Raw genomic sequence first — 19,234 nt, 5'->3', positions numbered from 1 at the left:
ATCACATGCGGCTGCCGGAAGGCGTGCCGGGATTGCCGGAGCGACCCGCTTCAGGCGACGCCGAGGGCAGTCTTCAGCGCCCGGCTGCCGGATGGGGTCAGCAACAGCCCGAGGGCGGCGCAATTGAGCAGCACGCAGGCCCAGAAAACGACGAGAAACGAGGCCTTGCTCGTTTTGTGGCGCAGGCGGTTCTGGGCGATCAGCGCGCCGGGCCAGCCGCCGATCAGGGCGAGCAGCTGCAGCGTGCTTTCCTGGGTGCGCCGGCGCTGCTGGCGGGCGGCGGACTTGTCGATGGCGTAGGCGATAAAGGCGACCAGGCTGGCCCCGGTATAGAGGCCGAGCAGGGCGAGCGGCAGCTTGCCGGCCAGCACCGAAAATGCAACGAAGGCGAGAAAAAGGCCGGCAATCAGCAGCGGCAGCCGGTTTGCTGCGGTCGACCGTGAATTTCGGGCATTTTTCGCCGCGCCGACGAAATCCGTCGCCCGGGCCTGCCGGCGCCCGCGTTGGTCCTGATCCAGTTCGTAGGTGACGATCTGGCCGACTTCCGGCCGGCGCTGACGATGGGCGAAGGACTTGATATGCACGAAGACTTCCGCCCCGCCCTGGTTGGGGGTGATGAAGCCGTAACCCTGCTCGTCCTTCCAGCGGGTGATTTTTCCTTGGTAACGCATGGTCTCAATGACGCCGGCAATTGATAAGCGGCCGTCATTGTCGGTGATTCACAGCACGTAGAACAAGATCGCAATGAAATGGGAAAGGCTGCCGGCGATCACGAACAGGTGCCAGATACCGTGCCAGTGGCGGAAACGCTCGTCGAAGGCGAAGAAAACGATGCCCACCGTATAGAAGAGGCCGCCGGCCGCCAGCCAGAGAAAGCCGGCCAGGCCAATGCTGGCCAGCAAGGGCTTGATGGCGACCAGCACGATCCAGCCCATCAGCGCGTAGATGACCAGTGACAGCACGCGTGCCTCCGAGCGCGGCTTGATCTCCTGCAGCATGCCGATCAGAGCCAGCGTCCAGACGATGCCGAACAGCGACCAGCCCCACGGCCCGCGCAGGCTGATCAGGCAGAACGGCGTGTAGCTGCCGGCGATCAGCAGGTAGATCGACAGGTGGTCGAGCTTGCGGAGCACATTTTTCGCCCGGCCGCGTACGCTGTGATAGAGGGTGGAAATGCTGTACAGCACGACCAGCGTCGCGCCATAGACGGCTACGCTGAACAGCTTCCAGCCGTCGCCGCTGGCTGCCGCCAGTTTGATCAGCCAGGCGGCGCCGCCCAGCGCGAATAGGGCGCCGAGCAAGTGTGTCCAGGCATTGAATTTTTCCCCGTGGTACATGTTCCCTCTCCCCCGAGTCCGCGGCGCCGGTGTTCGGGCCATGACTTGATGCTAACCGGTATCGACCGGCGAAATCGTGTGAGGTTCGTGGCGAAGCTGTGACCGCGTGTGTCTATTGGCGGGGGGCTACTTGCTTGGAGGTAGTGGTCTGGGCGGGTATTCGCCGGGAAGCCCGGCTGTTTCGCAGCGCCCATCCTTGTACGGACCACTGACCTTTTCCCAACCCTGGCCGGGATAAGTCTGTGTGCATAGCGCCTTGCCATCCAGCTTGCTGCGCCATTTGTACCAGGGGGCAGGTGCGGCGAGGGCGGAAATGGCGAACAGGGTTGATACGGCTGCAATGACGATCCTCGATTTCATGGTTGCCTCCTTGGGTATGGTGCGGACGCTACTTACCCTTGTGGCAGGTTGAGGTACATCCCTTGCCGTGCTCATCGATCGCCGCTCTCCATGTGAAACCTGTGAAGGACACGGTGTGCCATCGGCGCGAGAATGACGCCGGCGACGATGATCACCACCAGGCCGCAGTAGAGTGCATACAGGCCGGCAAAGAGCTTGCCACCGAATGTGACCGGGGTGTTTACGGGGCCCATTCCGCCGAGGAGCATTGACGCGTTCAGGAACGCATCAATCCAGCCCAAACCCTCAATGATGTGATACCCGACCATGCCGATAAACAGCGAAACGGCTATAAGTGTAAGGGCAACGATTCCGCTGTGCGCCAGCCGAACAATGAACTGATGCAGCGAAATTACGGGTTGAGAGCGATGCTCAAAATCGGGGAGAAGCCTTTTCATCGCCCGCTCTAGGCGCTGGCGACAGCCGCCGCGAGATAACCCTCGAGTTGCTGGTCGTACTCCTTGAAGTGGGCGAACAAGGTTTCCCGGACGCGGTCGATACCCTCGATGGCCTGGATGCCGTTGCCGTCGCCGGAAAAAACTACGCGAATCTCCTTCAACTGCTGCGCGATATCCATGTGTGCCTGATTGTGCGCAATGCGGTGCGCTGTCGGGACCATCCCATCCATGTAGATCGATTCGACCAGGTTGTGTTTCAGCGTTATTTCGACGAAGGCCCGGATCATCTGCTCGATATTGCCGTGGCAGACGCCGCGCTGGCTGGAATGGCAGTCGTTGCAATTGTCCAGCCGGTCACGCTGGTTGCACTGGGCCTCGATGCGCTCGATCAACTGCAGCATTTGATCGTGATCCCGGCGCATTTTCTCGACGGCTTGTTCCCTTATTGCGGGCATATCTTGATCTCCCTTCTGAGAAATCATCCGATGTGGCAGGGGCCAGGATTCGCGCCGGGCAGAAGGGCGGCACAACAACCTCCCTTGCCCCTGTTTATACCGGGTCTGGCGATTAGGCCGTCACCTTGGCAAACAGTTCCTGGCGGACGGCAAGGAGCATGCGCCGCCCGTTTGGGCGGCGTTTGTTTTTGGGGCGAATATAATGCCCCCCCATGGCCCAAGCTTCCCACAAGAATACACCTTCGCGGCGTGACGACTCCCTCCGCGCAACACTGACCGCCGACGCGCGCCGGCTACTGGCCCTGCAGCGCGAAATGCTACGACCACAAAAACAAGGGCTGGCCCTAGGGTCGACCGCTGAAAAACGGCAAAAACTGCAGGCCGAGCTCGGTGCCCTGCTGGCGCAGTCGCAGGCGGCGGTCGTCGCCCGGCGCGGCAAACTGCCGAAGCCGGAATTCCAGACCGACCTGCCGGTCAATGAGCGGCGGGCTGACATCGCCGACCTGATCGAGAAAAACCAGGTAGTCATCGTCTGCGGTGAAACCGGTTCGGGCAAGACGACGCAGTTGCCGAAAATCTGCCTCGATCTCGGCATCGGTTCTCGCGGCCTGATCGGCCACACGCAGCCGCGCCGGCTGGCCGCCCGTTCGGTGGCGACGCGTCTGGCGCAGGAGCTGAAGACGCAGGTCGGGGCCGGGGTCGGCGTCAAAATCCGTTTCCACGACAAGTCGACCACCGACAGTTGGGTCAAGCTGATGACCGACGGCATCCTGCTCGCCGAGTCGCAGTCCGACCCCTATTTGAACGCCTACGAGGCGATCATCATCGACGAGGCGCACGAGCGCAGCCTGAACATCGATTTCCTGCTCGGCTACCTGAAGCAGTTGCTGCCCAAGCGGCCGGACCTGAAGGTGATCATCACCTCGGCGACCATCGACGCCGAGCGCTTTTCACAGCATTTCAATGGTGCGCCGGTGATCGAGGTTTCCGGCCGGCTGTATCCGGTCGACGTGCGTTACCGGCCGGTGTCCGATCTCGAAAAACAGGACGACGAGCGAGATCTGTACGACGCCATCGTCGATGCCGCCGATGAACTGTCGCGGCTGGGTAGCGGCGACATTCTGGTTTTCCTGCCCGGCGAGCGCGAAATCCGTGAGGCAGCCGAAGCCTTGCGCAAGCATGCGCTGGCCCGGCCGGGCATGTCATCGGCACATGCGCCGGAAATCCTGCCGCTCTTCTCGCGCCTGTCGGCCGGCGAGCAGGATCGCATCTTCAAGCCGTCCGGCAACCAGCGGCGCATCGTGCTGGCGACCAACGTCGCCGAAACCTCGCTCACCGTGCCCGGCATCCGCTACGTCATCGACACCGGGCTGGCCCGCGTCAAGCGCTACTCCTACCGCAACAAGGTCGAGCAACTGCAGATCGAGAAGATCTCGCAGGCGGCGGCACGGCAACGGGCCGGGCGTTGCGGCCGGGTAGCGGCCGGCGTCTGCATTCGCCTGTACGACGAGTTGGATTTCAACGCCCGCGCGCCGTTCACCGACCCGGAAATCCTGCGTTCCTCGCTGGCCGGCGTCATCCTGCGCATGAAGTCGCTGAAGCTGACCGATGTCGAGAGCTTCCCCTTCATCGAGCCGCCGCCGGCCAAGGCGATTGCCGACGGCTACGCACTGTTGCAGGAATTGGGCGGGCTCGACGAGGAAAACCGCCTGACCAAGGTTGGCGAGTCGCTGGCCCGCCTGCCGCTCGATCCGCGCATCGGCCGCATGCTGGTTGCGGCGCGCGATCTCGGTTGTCTGAAGGAAGTGATGGTCATTGCCGCCGGCCTCTCGGTGCAGGACCCGCGCGAGCGGCCGCAGGAACGCCAGCAGGCGGCGGACGAGAAGCACAAGCTGTTTGCCGACGAGAAGTCGGAGTTCCTCAGTTGGTGGAAGCTTTGGAATTGGTTCCAGAACGCCGTCGAACACAAGAAGTCGAACAAGCAACTGGTCGATACCTGTCACGCGCATTTCCTCTCCTACCTGCGCTTACGCGAGTGGCGCGAGGTGCACAGCCAGTTGCACGCGATGATCGGCGAACTGGCGGCCAAGGACGGCGGCTGGAAGGAAAGCGAGATTCCCGGTACCTACGACGCCATCCATCAGGCGCTGCTCTCCGGTCTGCTCGGCAACATCGGCTGCAAGGCCGACGAATCCGGCTATTACCTCGGGGCGCGCGGCATCCGCTACCTGATCCACCCGTCGTCGCCGCTGCAAAAGAAGGCAGGCAAGTGGATCATGGCGGCCGAGATCACCGAGACGACGCGCCTCTTCGGGCGCTGTGTCGCCCGCATCGAGCCGGATTGGCTGGAGAAAGTGGGCGCTCACCTCATCAAGCGCAGCTACTTCGACGCGCACTGGGAAAAGAAGGCGATGCAGGTCGCCGGCTGGGAGCGGACGACGCTCTACGGCGTGGTCATCAATCCGAAGCGGCGCATCCATTACGGTCCGCTGGCACCGGCCGAGGCGCGCGAAATCTTCATCCGCCAGGGCCTGGTCGGCGAGGAAATCGACGACGCCTACGCCAAGCGCTGGCCGTTCTACCAGCATAACCAGAAGCAGATCCGCGACATCGAGCATCTCGAACACAAGCAACGCCGCCAGGACGTGCTGGTCGACGACGAGCTGATCTTTGCCTTCTACGACTCGATCATTCCAGAAGGCATCCATAACGGCGCCACTTTCGACCATTGGCGCAAGGAGGCCGAGCGCGACAATCCGAAGCTGCTCTATTTGTCGAAGGACGACCTGATGCGCCATTCGGCGGCCGGCGTCACGACCGAGGCCTTCCCGCATCACCTGAAGGTCGGCGGCGTCGAATACACGCTGACCTACCATTTCGAGCCGGGTTCGCCGCGCGACGGCGTGACGCTGACCCTGCCGCTGGCGCAACTGAACCAGATTCCGGTGCAGCGCATGGAATGGCTGGTGCCCGGGCTGTTGAAGGAAAAGCTGGTGCAGCTGATCAAGACGCTGCCGCAGAAGATCCGGGCGAAACTGGTGCCGGTGCCGGAATTTGTCGAAGAATTCATGTCGACCGTGGCCGGCAACGAAAAGAAGATGAATCAGGGGCTGATCCAGCCGCTGATTGACCATATCCTCGAAGCGCGTGGCCTGAATGCGCGCGGCTGGGCGGTGACGCCGGATGCCTTCCGGCCCGACGCGCTGCCGCCGCACTTCTCGATGAACTACAAGCTGATCGACGAACACGGCCGCCAGCTCGACATGCAGCGGAGCCTGGTCGCCTTGCGCGCCGAGTGGGGCAAGGAGGCGAAGCAGGAGTTCGCCGAACTGCACGAAACGCCGTCCGAATACACCAAGCTGACCGACTGGACCTTCGGCGAATTGCCGGAGCTGATGGAAGTGCCGGTCGCCGGCCAGACTGTGCTCGGCTATCCGGGGCTGACCGATGACGGCGAAAGCGTCAGCCTGAAGGTCTTCGATTCGGCCGAAGAAGCGGCCGCCGCCCATCGCGCCGGTCTGCTCCGCCTGTTCATGCTGCAGTTCCGCGACCAGGTGAAGTATTTCGACAAGAACGTGCCCGGCCTGACCCAGATGGGCATGCAGTACATGGCGCTGGGCAGCAACGACGACCTGAAACGGCAGATCATCGCGCTGACCTTCGAACGGGCCTGCCTGACCGAGCCGCTGCCGACGACGCCGAATGCCTTCAAGAGCCGCTGCGGCGACAGCAAGGCACGCCTCGGCCTGATCATGCAAGAGGTCTGCCGCATGGTCGGTACCGTGCTCACCGAATGGCAGGCAGTGACCAAGAAATTGCCGGCCTTCAAGGCCCATGCCGCGGTAGTGCAGGACATCGAGGCGCAGGTGAAGCGCCTGATGGGCAAGAGTTTCGTCACAGATACGCCTTTCGAGCGGCTGCAGCACTATCCGCGCTATTTCAAGGCGATCCAGGTCCGGCTCGACAAGCTGAAGGCCAACCCGGCGCGCGACGCACAATTGATGGCCGAGTATGGCCCCTTGTGGACCAACTACGAACGCCGCGCCATCCAGCTCGCCAAGCTGGGTACCATCGATCCGCAGATCGAGCAGTTCCGTTGGCTGCTCGAAGAGCTGCGCGTCGGGCTCTATGCGCAGGAACTGCGGACGCCGGTGCCCGTATCGACCAAGCGTCTGCAGAAGCAATGGGAGGGCATCAAGCATGGGTGACGTGATGCTGGCGCTGATGCGCTCGCTGGCCAGCCTGCGCCGTGGCAAGGTCTGGGTCTATGTGCTGGTGCCGGCGCTTTTCTCGCTGGTGTTGTGGATCGTGCTGGCGATCTGGGGGCTGGGCGTGCTGGTCGACTGGTTGCTCGGCCACCCGCCGATGAGCCTGCTGATCGGCTGGGGTCTGGCCTGGCTGGCCCATATCTTGGCCTACATGGGTGGCTGGATGGCGATCTTCGCCGGCGCCTACCTGACTGCCTCGCTGCTCGCCGCCGTGGTGATCATGCCGCTGCTGCTCAAGCACCTTTCCGAGACCGAATACCGTGACGTGGCACCGATGGGTAAGGACAGTTTCGTCGCTGCTGCGGTGAACAGCGTGCTGGCCTCGCTTTTGTTCATCGCCGGCTGGCTGTTGAGCTTGCCGTTCTGGATCATCCCCGGCCTGTCGCTGATTCTGCCGCTCCTGCTGATGGCTTGGCTCAATCGCCGGACCTTCGCCTACGACGCTCTATCGATGCATGCCACGGTGGCCGAGTGGCAGGCCATTCGCCAGCAGAACAAGGCGCCCCTGTTCATGCTTGGCCTGAGCATGGCGCTGCTCGCCCACATTCCGCTGCTCGGTCTGCTGGTCCCGGCGCTGGCGGCGCTATCATTCGTCCATTACGGGCTGGAAGCCCTCCGTCGCTCGCGCGGCGGGGCAATTGTCACCATCGAGGGAGAGCGTGTATGAGCCGTACCTTTGGCGCCATCATCATCGGCGACGAAATCCTGTCCGGCAAGCGCCAGGACAAGCACTTCACCAAGATTGCCGAACTGCTCGGGGCACGCGGTTTGCGTTTGTCGTGGGTGGAGTATCTGGGCGACGACCGCCAGCGTCTGGCTGAAACTTTCAAGCGGACGATGGCAACCGGCGATGTGGTGTTTTCCTGCGGCGGCATCGGCAACACGCCGGACGACCATACCCGGCAGGCCGTGGCCCTGGCGCTGGGCGTCGATCTCGAACTGCATGCCGAGGGGTACGAGGAATTGAAGGTCCGCTTCGCCGGCGAGGAAATCACCGACAAGCGCAAGTTGTTGGTGACTTTCCCCCAGGGCGTGCAGATCATCCCCAACCTGTTCAACCGCATTCCCGGCTTCATGGCCAAGGGGCATTATTTCGTGCCAGGCTTCCCGCAGATGGCCCATCCGATGATCGAATGGGCACTCGATACCTTCTATCGGGATGAATTCAAGGCGGTGAGCGGCATGGTCGAAAAGGCCGTCCTGCTGACTGGGCCGATGGCCTATGAAAGCGCCTTGCTCGACCTGATGGAGCGCATCGTCAAGGATTACCCGACGCTGCGCCTGTTCTCGCTGCCTTCGCTGGTCGGCAAGGAGCGCAAGCATCTGGAACTCGGCGTCGAAGGCGAGCCTGGGCTGGTCGAGCAGGCCATGGCGGAAATCCGTGCCGAAGTCGAAAGGCGCGGCATCAATTGGGCCTGGCGTGCCTAGTCGGGGACTCCGACGGTAGACGTAAAAAAACCCGCGATTTCGCGGGTTTTTCTTGGGCCGGAAGCGCCTGTTTACTTGGCAGCGGTCTTCTTGGCGGCGGCGGTCGTCGCGCTGACGGCCTTGCCGGTGGCCTTGCCAGCGGCGGACATGTTGGCTTCGGCGATGTCGGACAGTTGCTTGGCCATCGAGGTCATGGTGTCGAACGCCTTGGTCGAGGCGCCGAGCATGGACTGCATGGTGGCGGCGAACACGTCACCACCGACCGGTGCGGAAGCCTTGGCCTTCTCGACGGCGCTGGTCGCGGTCTTGGTGAAGGTGCTGTACTGGGCTTCCATGACCGAAGTCACTTCCTTCTGCATCTGGGCCACCAGGTCATACACGTTGCGGGAGTAATCCATCAACTTGTCGACGTTCGGCTGGGCGAGATTGCTGTTGAGCTTGGCCATTTCGCTGGCGTCCTTGGCGGACATCAGTTGCTGGGTGCTGGCAACGGTGTTGTTGAAGAATTCGCGGGAGGCAGCCATGTTGAGGGCGGTCAGGCGCTCGACGCCGTTGAAGGCGGTACGCAGCAGGGCCATCATCACTTCGGCATTGGCTTTTTGGGCGGCGGCCAGTTGGTCAATATTCGGGTTGCTCATCATCATCTCCAGTCTGTTTTGGTAAGTGTGGATGAAACAAAGCCCCCGCCGTGAGGCGGGGGCTTTTACAACTGATTACTTGGACTTCTTGGCGGCAGCAGCGGAACCGACGGCCTTGACGGTGGCGTTGGTGGCAGCAGCAACATTGGCTTCGGCGATTTCGGCAACTTGCTTGGCAGCCTTGTTCATGTTGTCGAAAGCGGAGTTGGCGGCAGCGATGGCGCTCTTGACGGCGGCAACGGCAACGTCGGAGCCAGCCGGGGCGGACTTGGCAGCCTTGTCGAGCAGGCCGGCGACGGTCTTCTGGAATTCGCCGAACTGGCCTTCAACCATCTTGGACAGTTCTTCCTGGGTCTGGGCAGAGATTTCGTAGACGCTGCGCGAGTAGGCAACGGCCTTCTCGACGTTCGGCTGGGCCAGGGAAGCCTGGATGGACAGGGCTTCCTGAACGTCCTTGGCACCCATCAGGGCCTTGGCGCCGGAGACGGAATCTTCCATCAGCGAACGGGCGGTGTTCAGGTTCAGGGCAGCGATGCGCTCGGCAGATGCCAGGGCGGTGTTGGCCAGGGAGAGCAGGGAGTCAACAGTGGCTTTGTTGGCGGAAGCGAATTGCTCAGGCGTGGTGAACATGGTGGTATCTCCTAGATTAAAAGGTCATGCAAGACAGTCAAAAAAACCGTTGCAGCGCACTTATCTGAAGCAATGTTGCACTGCACCATGCCTGTAATTATAGAGGTGATTGTTTTGATGTCAACTGCCTTTTGTGCAGTGCACCAAAATATTTTTTAGTCTGTTTCTCAATGACTTAGCGCGACTACCCTAAATCAGGTAGTGCCGGTTGTTTTGCGTTGCGGCAAAGTGCGGTTGGGCTATTCCCGGCTCGGTTGGCTATTCAGGCCGGGGGCGCCCTTCAATTCCAGTCGCTCGCCGCGAACAGCCGGCTGGGCCGGTTCGCTGCCCTTGTTCTTGGGCTGGATGACGGCGCGCACGCGCGGCGGCCCGGCTTTCGGGTCGCGCGTCTCGCCGGCGGTGACCAGGTACTTTTCGCTGACGGCGTCGTACCAGATGTAATCGCCTTTGACTTCGTCCTCGCCGCTTCTCACCCAGGCCCGATGAAATAGTTCGGCAATTTCGCTGTTGCTGTTGTATTCGATGCGCTCGGCTTCGCCATCGATGTATTCGTCCCTGCCTTCGCGCTTCTGGCGGAAGCGGGCGAGGCCGCCCTTGCCGGCGAAGGCGGTGCCTTTCTGGAAGCCGTACTGGTCTTCGGTGATGACGATGCGATCGGCCTTGAGCACCATGGTACCTTTGGTGATGACGACATCGCCTTCGAGGATCTGGATCTTCTTGGCGTCGTCGATCGAGACCCGGTTGGCTTCAAGCTGCATCGGCTTGTCGCGGTCGGCCCGTTCGGCCAGCGCAGGCTGGGCGGCGAGAAGGCAAAGTGTCAGAGTGGCGAGACGGAGGATCATTGCGTAGTCCTGGGTCGGATATACAGGCCGGTCACCTGTGATTGCAGCACAAGGGTGGAGGTCTTGTCGTCGAGTTCGGCACCCACGCCCTTGACCCAGGATTGGCCCTGGGTAATTTCGACCGGGCTGTTGGTGAAGGCAAAGCCGGCATCCGGCTGAACGGTCAGGTCCAGCATGCGGGCGACCATTTCCGGACGGTCGGCGGTGGCTGCGCGGGTGGCGCTGACCTCTTCCCACAGATAGACCGTCTCACCCTTGGCCGTGACCTTGGCATTCTTCGCGGTCAGCGTGAAGGGCGGGGCCTCGTGGCGATAGCTGATCAGGGTCGGTGACTTGAGGATCGAGGTGTCGTCGTCCGGGTAATGAACGAGATGAGGGGCTGCCAGACGGTATTTGACCTGGCCGCTCGCATCGAAACGGCGAACGGTGAAGTTTTCGGCAATGGCATCCGGATCGTGGCGCAGCTTGCCATCGTGCTTTTGCTCGCCGAGATCAACGGCTTTTTGCAGCCAGAAACTGAGCCCGGCCAGCAACGCGAGCAGGATGACCGGAAAGAGTTGGCTGGGCCAGTGCTTCATTGCGGGTCGAGGTAGGGCGCGAAGGCCGCTTCGAGCTTGCCTTGCGCGGCGAGGATGAACTCGATCGCTTCGCGGACCGCACCCTGGCCGCCGGCGGCATCGGTGATGGCATGGGCGTGTTCCTTGACCAGCGGGCGGGCATTGGCCGGCGCGATGGCAAAACCGCACAAAGTCATGGTCGGCAGATCGATGACGTCATCGCCCATGAAGGCACAGTCGTGCCACTGCAGATCCAGCTTTTCGAGCAGGCTGCCGACGGCGGTACGCTTGTTGGCGACGCCCTGAAAGACATGTTCGATGCCGAGGTCGGCGGCGCGGGCGGCAACGACGCCGGAGGTTCGGCCGGTGACGATGGCCAGTTCGATACCGGCGCGCTGCATGAATTTCAGGCCAAGGCCATCCTGCACGTTGAAGGTTTTCAGTTCGCCGCCATCATCGGTGTAATGCAGGCCGCCGTCGGTCATGACGCCATCGATGTCGAAAGCGACGAGTTTGATTCGGGCGGCGCGGGCTTTGGCGTCCATCAGATAACCTTGGCAGTGAAGAGGTCGTGCATGTTGAGGGCGCCGACCAGAATGCCGTCGGCGTCGGTGACGAGGAGGGCGTTGATGCGCAGGCGCTCCATCATTTCGACCGCTTCGACGGCGAGACGATCCGGCCCGATGGTACGGGGGGCGGGATGCATCACCGAGTCGATGCTGCCCTGTTGCAGGTCGATGCGCTTTTCAAAAGCGCGGCGGAGGTCGCCGTCGGTAAAGATGCCGAGCGTCCGGCCCGCCGGGTCGGTGACGGCAACCAGGCCGAGGCCGCCGCGCGACATCGCGATGATCGCTTCACTGATGTCGGTGCCGGGCAGGACGGCTGGCACCTGGTTGCCAGCCCGCATCACATCGGCGACATGGGTCAGCAGGCGGCGGCCGAGCGAGCCGCCGGGGTGCGAGCGGGCGAAATCGTCCGGGCCGAAGCCACGGGCATCGAGCAGGGCGACGGCCAGCGCATCGCCCAGCGCCAGCGCAGCGGTCGTGCTGGCGGTCGGTGCCAGATTGTGCGGGCAGGCTTCCTGGCTGACGCCGGCGTCGAGGTGCACGTCGGCTTCGCGGGCCAGCGTCGAACTGGCCGAGCCGGTCATCGAAATCAGTCGGGCGCCCTGCCGTTTGACCAGCGGCACGATGCGCAGCAACTCTTCCGATTCCCCCGAATTGGAGAGGGCGAGCAGCACATCGTCGCGGGTGATCATGCCGAGGTCGCCATGACTGGCTTCGGCCGGGTGAACGAAGTAGGCGGGGGTGCCGGTGCTGGCCATGGTGGCGGCGATCTTGCGCGCGATATGGCCGGATTTGCCCATGCCGCTGACGATCAGGCGGCCGTGGCAATTGAGAATCAGCTCGACGGCCCGGGAAAAATCGGCGTTTATCCGGTTTTTCAGGGCGTCGACCGCAGCAGCCTCGATGCTCAAGGTCTGGCGGCCCAGTTCCAGAGCGCGTTCCGGCGAAAAACGAAGGGCGGTGAGGCTTGGGTTCATGGGCAGGCTGCGGTTATGATGGCCGAAGTATACCTGAATCGCGAAAACGCCCCTTGAGCGCACTTCCCCTCGTTCTGCTGTTGCTTGGCGCCTCTGTTCTGGCGGTGGTTATTTTCCGCCGCTTCAATCTGCCGCCGGTGCTTGGCTACCTGTTCGTCGGCAGCCTGATCGGGCCGCATGCGCTGAACCTGATGTACGACATGCATCGGGCGGAATACATCGCCGAATTCGGCGTCGTTTTCCTGATGTTCTCAATCGGCCTCGAATTTTCGCTGCCCAAGCTCTATGCGATGAAGCGCATCGTCTTCGGGCTCGGCTTGTTGCAGGTACTCCTCAGCATGGTGCTGATTACCGGCATGGTCATGCTCTTCGGCATCAACTGGCAACTGGGCATCGCGCTGGGCGGCGTGCTGGCGATGTCGTCGACGGCCGTGCTGACCAAACTGCTGGCCGAGCGGATGCAACTCGACTCAGCGCACGGCCGCGAGATCATGGGCGTGCTGCTCTTCCAGGATCTGGCCGTGGTGCCCTTGCTGGTGCTGATTCCATCGCTGACCCAGCCGCCGGAAAAGCTCGCCATGCTGCTCGGTATCGCCTTGCTGAAGGCGGTTGTCGTCCTCGCCGTCATTCTGGTATTTGGCCAGAAGCTGATGCGCAAGTGGTTCCATTTCGTCGCCCGGGCCAAGTCGTCCGAAGTGTTTGTCCTCAACGTTTTGCTGATCACGCTCAGCCTGGCCACATTGACCGAACTGGCCGGGCTTTCGCTGGCGCTTGGCGCCTTCGTAGCCGGCATGCTGATCTCGGAAACCGAATACCGCATTCAGGTGGAAGAAGACATCAAGCCTTTCCGTGATGTGCTGATGGGGTTGTTCTTCGTCACCATCGGCGTCAAGCTGGACATGCATATTCTGGTGGGCCTGTGGTGGCAAGTTCTGCTGGTCCTGGCTGGCTTGCTGGTCACCAAGAGCCTGGTGGTCGGTCTGCTCTCTTGGCGCCTGGGGGCAACGCCGGGCAACGCCATTCGTTCGGCACTCTGGCTTTGCGCCGGTGGCGAGTTCGGTTTCGTGCTGCTCGGCGAAATTGCCCGCATGCCCAAAGCCGTCGAGCAGGTGGTGTTGACTGCGCTGGTTCTGTCGATGCTGATTGCGCCCTTTATCGTGCATTACAGTGAGCGCATCGTGATGCGGTTTGCCTCCGGCGAATGGCTGCTCCGCTCGATGCAGTTGACCCAGATTGCCGCCCAGTCGATGGGTACCGAAAAGCACGCGATTCTTTGCGGTTTCGGCCGGAGCGGCCAGTACCTGGCTCGCTTCCTCGGGCAGGAGGGGGTCAATTACATTGCCCTTGACCTTGACCCTGATCGGGTCAGAGAGGCGGCGTCAGGCGGCGAAAATGTCGTGTTCGGCGATGTCGGGCGCAAGGAGGCGTTGATCGCCGCTGGCCTGATGCGGGCGAGCGTGGTGATCGTCACCTTCAGCGATACCTTGCTCGCCGAAAAGGTACTGCACCATATTCAATCGGTTCGCCAGGATTTGCCGGTGGTGGTGCGGACGGCCGATGAGCGCGACATGGAGCGCCTGACACGGGCAGGTGCAGCCGAGGTGGTGCCGGAAGCGCTGGAGGCCAGCCTGATGCTCGCTTCGCATGCGCTGGTCCTGCTCGGCATACCGATCAACCGCGTTCTCAAGCGCATCCGCCAGACTCGCTCGCAACGTTACAGCCTGCTGCGCGGTTTCTATCGCGGTCTCAGTGACCGCGACCGCGATGAGGATGACGATCACCAGCCGCGCCTGCATTCCATTCTGCTCGTGCCGGGGGCGGCCGCCGTCGGTCGGACCCTGGATGATGTCAATCTTGAGGAGTTGGGCTGCGAAGTCAGCGCCATCCGTCGCCGTGGCATCCGCGCCGTCGAGCCGGCGCCGGAAACGCGGCTGGAAGAAGGAGATGTGCTGGTCGTGCTGGGTGACCCCGAAGCAGTATTCGCAGCGGAAGATCGCCTGCTGCAGAATTGAAAAAGCCCGCCGAGGCGGGCTTTTTCAAAGGGATATTAAAGCGATTTGCAGATGGTGAAGAGCTTGACTCCATCATCCGTATAAGCAGTTGCAGATGCTATTGCTGTAGGGCTGGTGCCGCCATCAGCCGCCACACTGCTAGATTGGATGTATCCGCGCACAGTTCCTTTATTGGGGACACCATCATCGAATTGAGCGTCAATTGCATTTGCAATTTTGCCCGGAAGGTTCGAGGAACAAACGATCAAGCCGGCCAATTCAACAGAACTGCTCGGTCCTGCATCTGTTTGTACGCCAATAATTCCACCGACTGCATTTTGAGGTTGGGCAAGCGATGCGGTGTCGCCGCCGATGAACCCGGCAAGTCGTAGGTGATTCCAGAACATCCGTGTTTCGTCAGTGTCCGTTTTGGAATTAAACGCGCCGCTTAATTTGCCGTTGTGGTCGCCATTGCCTGCACCAGTCCAACGGCTGGATGCTTTGTCATCATCTCCTGGAAAAGCTTTGTAGCGATCTTGGTAGCCATAAATGGCTGCTGCCATCCCGTTCAGGTCGTTGGCAACGTTCTTTATTTTCGCCTGGGTGATCAACTCCTGCCCCTTCAGCACACCGCCCAGCAGCAGGCCGATAATGACCAGCACGATGGCGATTTCGACGAGGGTGAAGCCCCCTTGTTGCTTTTTCATGGCATGCTCCGTTTAGTATTTTCTGAAAAAGTACCTGCAAATATTGTGCCTATGGAAAAGTACCCGGTTTTGGCAAATTTGATGATGTTTGTTCAGTCCATGCTGTCCAAAAATCGACAGGTTGTCTGGAAATGAACGCTCAGCCTCGTCTTTCCCTGGGCCTCTGGCTGGAACGGCGGCCGCATATGCTGTTGGCGGCGCACCTGCTCCTCGTTCATCTGCTTGCTTTCGGCGGCTGGAAAATCCTGGCCGTTCGTCTGCTCTGGCTGGTCGCGCTTGGGCTCTTCCTGATCTGGCAACCCTTTGTCGCCGGTGAGCAGCGGATCAGTCCGCGCCAGGGTGCCTTGCTGGTCGCCATTGCCTCGGCGACCGTGCTCTTTCTCGGACCCTGGTTGTTGCTGATTTGGTGTGGCGCCCTGGCGGCGGTCATCGGCGGCCGGGTGCTGTGGACCGAGTCGCGGCGGGAGCGCCTGGGTTATCTGTTGGCGTTTGGCTATCTGGTTGGCTTGACGGTGCTCGGCGTGGTTCCCGAGATTTCTCCTGCGGTGGTGCTCGATCCCCTGCCGCGTGACGTTTTCGCCCGTTTCATGCCGCTGCTGTTGCCGTTATTGCTGGTTTTCCCGGCCCAGCCCCTGCAGCGCCGGGCCGGGGATGCATTCGATCTTTTCTACGGCATGCTGGTGTTCCTGGTGCTGGCCGTCTTTGTCCTCGGCGCTCTGGCCTACATGTTGGTCGGCGAGATCGGCTATGTCGAATCGCTGTTCAAGACCTCGCTGACCCTGGCTGCGGCGCTGCTGGTGGTGGCCTGGGCGTGGAATCCGCGGGCCGGGTTTTCCGGTATCGGTTCGGCGGTTTCCCGTTATCTGTTGTCGGTCGGCATGCCGTTGGAACAATGGCTGGTGCAGTTGTCGGAAGAGAGCGAGCGGGAGGCGCATCCGGAACGTTTTCTGGGCGCGGTGATGCGGCGGCTGCGCGGCATGCCCTGGGTGACCGGAGCCTCTTGGCAAACCGTCGGGCCCCTTGAGCAGTTCGGCGAAGAAACGTCCTTGCTGCATAGCCTGCAGTTGAACGGCGTGGCGCTATCGGTGTTTTTTCGCCATCCGCCGTCGCCGGCGATGCGCTGGCACGTTGAATGGCTGTTGCGTCTGGCTGCAGAGTTTTATCTGGTCAAGCGGCAAACCCACGATTTGCAACGCATGAGCTATCTGCAGGCGGTCTATGAAACCGGGGCGCGCGTGACGCACGATGTCAAAAACCTCCTGCAGTCGATGCAACTGCTTTGCTATGCCGCCGCTCAGCCCGGCGATCCGGCCGAAGTCGCGGCCCTGCTCGGGCGACAGTTGCCGCAAATCACCGAGCGCCTGAAGGCCACCCTGGAGAAATTGCAGTCACCGCGGACCGAGCGGGTCGATCAGTTGCCGGCCCGAGACTGGTGGCGGGCGGTACAGGAACGTTATGCCCATCTGGCCATTGCCTGGCAGGGCGAGCCGGCGGCCGATCTCGCTGTGCCGGGGGCTTTGTTCGACAGCGTGCTGGAGAATCTGCTGCAGAACGTTCTGGCCAAGGGGCAGCGTAGCCCGGGGTTGAGGATTTGCGTCGGCTTTGCCGAGGCGGGGCTGGCGGTGAACGACGACGGCCCGTGTATTCCGGGCGAACTGGCCAACTCGCTGTTATCCGAGCCGGTAGCTTCGGAGGATGGGTTGGGCATCGGCCTGTTCCACGCGGCACGGCAGGCCGAGGGCCTGGGCTATCGTTTGGCGCTGGCGGAAAATCGTGACGGCTGCGTGAGTTTCAGGCTGACCCGCGCCACCGAGTAATCGGCACTGGCTCAGGGCCGGTCGCGTTTGCCGAGCAGGCGGTGGACGAGGGTGTTGCCCTTGCCCTTCAAGTAGATGGTTTGCGGTTCGAGAAAGGCGAAATGCTCGGCCAGGCGGCGATGCGTCATTTCGTCGACCTGGATCATGCCGGGCACCCCTTCGCTGGTGATCCGGCTCGCCAGATTGACGGTGTCGCCCCACAGGTCGTAGATGAACTTCTTTTTGCCGACGACGCCGGCGACCACCGGTCCGGTACCGATGCCGATACGGACATCGAGATGCATTTCATTGACGCTGAAGTCGCGATGCAGCAGGTCGCGCATGGCGATGGCCAGTTCGGCGATCGACTTGGTGTAATTGGTTTCTTCGTTGTTCAGGCCGCCGGCAACCATGTAGGCGTCGCCGATGGTCTTGATCTTTTCCATGCCATATTGCTCGGCCAGTTCGTCGAATGACGAAAAGATGCGGTTGAGCATCGAAAAGACCTGCTGTGGGGTCAGGCCCTCGGCAATTTTCGTGAAATTTACGATGTCGACGAACATCACCGTGACATCGGCAAAGCCGTCGGCGATGGTCTGGTTGTCATGCTTGAGGCGTTCGGCAACCGGCCCGGGCAGGATGTTGAGCAGCAGGCGCTCGGAGCGATCCTGCTCGATCTGGAGCAGACGGTGGGTTTCTTCCAGCGAGGCTTGGGCATTGGCTTTTTCCTGCACGGCGTAACGCAGTAGCAGATAGACGATGCTGGAGATGGCGGCGAAATTGAGCGCGAAGAAAAAGACGCTGGTCCGGATCGAGACCTTGGGCGTCGCCGCGGCCACGCTGTCGGCCAGGAAATAGTCGAAGAAGCCGGAGAGTGCAGTCAGGAAAATATAGGCAATGAACCAGGCCTGCGACTCGCGGACGCCGAAAAAGAGCACGGCGCCGATCGGGGCCAGCAAGCCCCAGAGGCTGGCGCCGCTGGCGGTGATGAAGTTGCCGATACTCCATTGCACCGCGAAGGGGGCAAACAGGAAGAGGGCCAGCTGCGAATAGCGGAAAAAACTGAAATTGCCGCTGTAGAAATAGAGCAGCAGGTTGCTGACCAGCAGTAGCTGGAAAATGAAGGGCGGGGTCGCCGAGAACTGCGGGCCCATCTGGCCATAGAGGAAAAGCCAGAGCATCGAGCCGAGGCAGACCAGGCCGGTGGCGAAGATGAGCAGGGATTTCTTCAGCCGCGTTTCGGCGTCGTCATCCGGGTGGATGCCGGCATTACGCAGGGAGAACAGGAAGGTTGGCTCGCTCACGGCTGGTCTGTGGCTTGTTTATCGACTCGGCATAGCTCAGTGTGGCAGCCTGCGGAAGGCCGGTCAATCACTGCCGGTCAAGCGGCGCCGGGTCAGGGCAGTTTGCCGGCAGCAACCAGACGCGACTTGAGCAGGTTGGGGCTGATCCAGGTCAGCAGGTCGTCGAAATCGGTGCCGGGCGTGTCGGCGACAAAGGTCAGGTCGGCGTCGGCATTTTCCGCCTCGTCGCCGATGGCGCCGGCCAGTTGCCCGCCATTCGGCTGGTAGGCCCCCTGGCTGCGGCTGCCGTGGCTGACGATCACCGCTGAAATCTCGATGGCGACGTTGGTCGAACCGTGAATCGTCAGGTTGGTGATGTTGGCGAGGCCGGCATTATCGGGGGCGACGCCGCTGGCCAGCGTGAAACTACTTTGGGCGGTGGCGGTCAGCGGTGCTGAAAAGCGGCTGTTGACGAAGTAACTCAGGCGCTGTCCCCAGGGGTCGGTTTCGGGTAAGCCGAGAGTGGCCCAGGGCAGCACGCCGTGACTGCGGTTGCAGGCCGAGTTGGCATTGGCTCGGTCTTCCAGGCCGGCATTGGCGGCGCCGCTGGCCAGGGTCGGGATGGCCGGGCAGGGCAGGCGGCCGTTGGCCATCGCGAAGCCGAGCAGGACTTCGCGGGCGGTGTCGAGCTGGCGCTGGACTTCCTGATTGGCAGCGCTGTCGCGCTGGGCGCTCAAGCCGAGCATCAGCCCGCTCGAGAGCAGCGCGACGATGACCAGGACGACGGCAAGTTCGACCAGGGAAAAGCCTTGTTCGGTAGGCGGGGAGCGTCGCATTTGCAAAGGGTCAGTAGGCCAGTCGGTCATTGAAGGTAGCCGATGGCGGGGCTGACGTAAAGGCGGTGGCCGGGGCGGTCGCGTCGGCATCGCGCGAAAGGTGGGCATTGCCGCCTTCGAGGAAAT

At 61.9% G+C, this 19,234-nt stretch carries 19 protein-coding genes; 5 read left to right on the top strand and 14 right to left on the bottom strand.

Annotated elements, in window-relative coordinates; translation table 11 throughout:
* Window positions 1-50 precede the first annotated feature (50 nt).
* The 5 genes from AT959_RS09970 to AT959_RS09955 form a co-directional block, all read right to left on the bottom strand.
* Window positions 51-671, bottom strand: coding sequence for a DUF1294 domain-containing protein (locus tag AT959_RS09970; RefSeq protein WP_066882825.1), 621 nt, complete (start codon window positions 669-671; stop codon window positions 51-53).
* A 48-nt stretch (window positions 672-719) separates the two neighbouring features.
* A complete protein-coding gene (gene trhA / locus AT959_RS09965; protein ID WP_066882824.1) occupies window positions 720-1,337 on the bottom strand; it encodes a PAQR family membrane homeostasis protein TrhA in 618 nt (205 codons plus the stop codon).
* A 126-nt stretch (window positions 1,338-1,463) separates the two neighbouring features.
* Complete coding sequence (locus AT959_RS20505) at window positions 1,464-1,697, bottom strand: hypothetical protein (protein WP_083518321.1); 234 nt, start codon at window positions 1,695-1,697, stop codon at window positions 1,464-1,466.
* A 71-nt stretch (window positions 1,698-1,768) separates the two neighbouring features.
* Window positions 1,769-2,134: a hypothetical protein gene (locus AT959_RS09960; RefSeq protein WP_066882823.1), complete on the bottom strand. Its 366-nt coding sequence runs from the start codon at window positions 2,132-2,134 to the stop codon at window positions 1,769-1,771.
* Window positions 2,135-2,142: 8 nt separating this feature from the next.
* Complete coding sequence (locus AT959_RS09955) at window positions 2,143-2,589, bottom strand: hemerythrin domain-containing protein (RefSeq protein ID WP_153132586.1); 447 nt, start codon at window positions 2,587-2,589, stop codon at window positions 2,143-2,145.
* Window positions 2,590-2,801: 212 nt separating this feature from the next.
* Between AT959_RS09955 and hrpA the strand changes: the two genes are divergently transcribed.
* Genes hrpA through AT959_RS09940 form a run of 3 tightly spaced genes read left to right on the top strand, consistent with a single transcriptional unit; the run spans window position 2,802 to window position 8,285 of the window.
* On the top strand, window positions 2,802-6,797 hold the full coding sequence (gene hrpA / locus AT959_RS09950; protein WP_205629881.1) for an ATP-dependent RNA helicase HrpA: 3,996 nt from the start codon (window positions 2,802-2,804) through the stop codon (window positions 6,795-6,797).
* Window positions 6,790-7,524, top strand: a complete 735-nt coding sequence (locus AT959_RS09945; protein WP_066882821.1) for an EI24 domain-containing protein — start codon at window positions 6,790-6,792, stop codon at window positions 7,522-7,524. Before hrpA ends, AT959_RS09945 begins: the two co-directional genes overlap by 8 nt.
* Window positions 7,521-8,285: a competence/damage-inducible protein A gene (locus AT959_RS09940; RefSeq protein ID WP_066882820.1), complete on the top strand. Its 765-nt coding sequence runs from the start codon at window positions 7,521-7,523 to the stop codon at window positions 8,283-8,285. Before AT959_RS09945 ends, AT959_RS09940 begins: the two co-directional genes overlap by 4 nt.
* A gap of 71 nt (window positions 8,286-8,356) precedes the next feature.
* Here AT959_RS09940 and AT959_RS09935 read toward each other — a convergent pair whose 3' ends face one another.
* The 6 genes from AT959_RS09935 to AT959_RS09910 all read right to left on the bottom strand — a co-directional run bounded on the left by AT959_RS09935 (window position 8,357) and on the right by AT959_RS09910 (window position 12,495).
* Window positions 8,357-8,923, bottom strand: a complete 567-nt coding sequence (locus tag AT959_RS09935; RefSeq protein WP_066882819.1) for a phasin family protein — start codon at window positions 8,921-8,923, stop codon at window positions 8,357-8,359.
* Between the two features lie 75 nt (window positions 8,924-8,998).
* Window positions 8,999-9,553 carry a phasin family protein gene (locus AT959_RS09930; protein ID WP_066882818.1) on the bottom strand — a complete coding sequence of 185 codons (555 nt, stop codon included), beginning with the start codon at window positions 9,551-9,553 and terminating at the stop codon, window positions 8,999-9,001.
* Between the two features lie 239 nt (window positions 9,554-9,792).
* A complete protein-coding gene (gene lptA / locus AT959_RS09925; protein WP_066882817.1) occupies window positions 9,793-10,395 on the bottom strand; it encodes a lipopolysaccharide transport periplasmic protein LptA in 603 nt (200 codons plus the stop codon).
* On the bottom strand, window positions 10,392-10,973 hold the full coding sequence (lptC, locus tag AT959_RS09920) for an LPS export ABC transporter periplasmic protein LptC (RefSeq protein ID WP_066882816.1): 582 nt from the start codon (window positions 10,971-10,973) through the stop codon (window positions 10,392-10,394). Before lptC ends, lptA begins: the two co-directional genes overlap by 4 nt.
* Window positions 10,970-11,497 (bottom strand): KdsC family phosphatase, encoded by a 528-nt coding sequence (locus tag AT959_RS09915; protein ID WP_066882815.1) that lies wholly within the window; start codon window positions 11,495-11,497, stop codon window positions 10,970-10,972. The genes lptC and AT959_RS09915 overlap by 4 nt, the downstream gene beginning before the upstream one ends.
* On the bottom strand, window positions 11,497-12,495 hold the full coding sequence (locus AT959_RS09910; RefSeq protein ID WP_066882814.1) for a KpsF/GutQ family sugar-phosphate isomerase: 999 nt from the start codon (window positions 12,493-12,495) through the stop codon (window positions 11,497-11,499). The genes AT959_RS09915 and AT959_RS09910 overlap by 1 nt, the downstream gene beginning before the upstream one ends.
* Before the next feature lie 53 nt (window positions 12,496-12,548).
* Here AT959_RS09910 and AT959_RS09905 point away from each other — a divergent pair, with 53 nt between their 5' ends.
* Window positions 12,549-14,507, top strand: a complete 1,959-nt coding sequence (locus AT959_RS09905; protein WP_066882813.1) for a monovalent cation:proton antiporter family protein — start codon at window positions 12,549-12,551, stop codon at window positions 14,505-14,507.
* 35 nt (window positions 14,508-14,542) lie between these two features.
* Here the strand turns inward: AT959_RS09905 and AT959_RS09900 are convergent, their stop codons facing one another.
* Window positions 14,543-15,193, bottom strand: a complete 651-nt coding sequence (locus AT959_RS09900; RefSeq protein ID WP_066882812.1) for a prepilin-type N-terminal cleavage/methylation domain-containing protein — start codon at window positions 15,191-15,193, stop codon at window positions 14,543-14,545.
* Window positions 15,194-15,324: 131 nt separating this feature from the next.
* Here AT959_RS09900 and AT959_RS09895 point away from each other — a divergent pair, with 131 nt between their 5' ends.
* Window positions 15,325-17,010 carry an ATP-binding protein gene (locus AT959_RS09895; RefSeq protein WP_066882811.1) on the top strand — a complete coding sequence of 562 codons (1,686 nt, stop codon included), beginning with the start codon at window positions 15,325-15,327 and terminating at the stop codon, window positions 17,008-17,010.
* An 11-nt stretch (window positions 17,011-17,021) separates the two neighbouring features.
* On the opposite strand, the gene AT959_RS09890 is transcribed toward AT959_RS09895, so the two are convergent.
* Entirely contained in the window at window positions 17,022-18,293 is a 1,272-nt protein-coding gene (locus AT959_RS09890; protein WP_066882810.1) for an adenylate/guanylate cyclase domain-containing protein, read from the bottom strand.
* A gap of 92 nt (window positions 18,294-18,385) precedes the next feature.
* Window positions 18,386-19,108 carry a type II secretion system protein gene (locus AT959_RS09885; RefSeq protein WP_066882809.1) on the bottom strand — a complete coding sequence of 241 codons (723 nt, stop codon included), beginning with the start codon at window positions 19,106-19,108 and terminating at the stop codon, window positions 18,386-18,388.
* Window positions 19,109-19,234: the final 126 nt, after the last annotated feature.

Origin of the sequence: Dechloromonas denitrificans (genome assembly GCF_001551835.1) — a bacterium.
Taxonomy (GTDB): domain Bacteria; phylum Pseudomonadota; class Gammaproteobacteria; order Burkholderiales; family Rhodocyclaceae; genus Azonexus; species Azonexus denitrificans.
The sequence above is the reverse complement of the archived record's forward strand: the minus strand, read 5'-3'. Positions and strand labels throughout refer to the sequence as shown.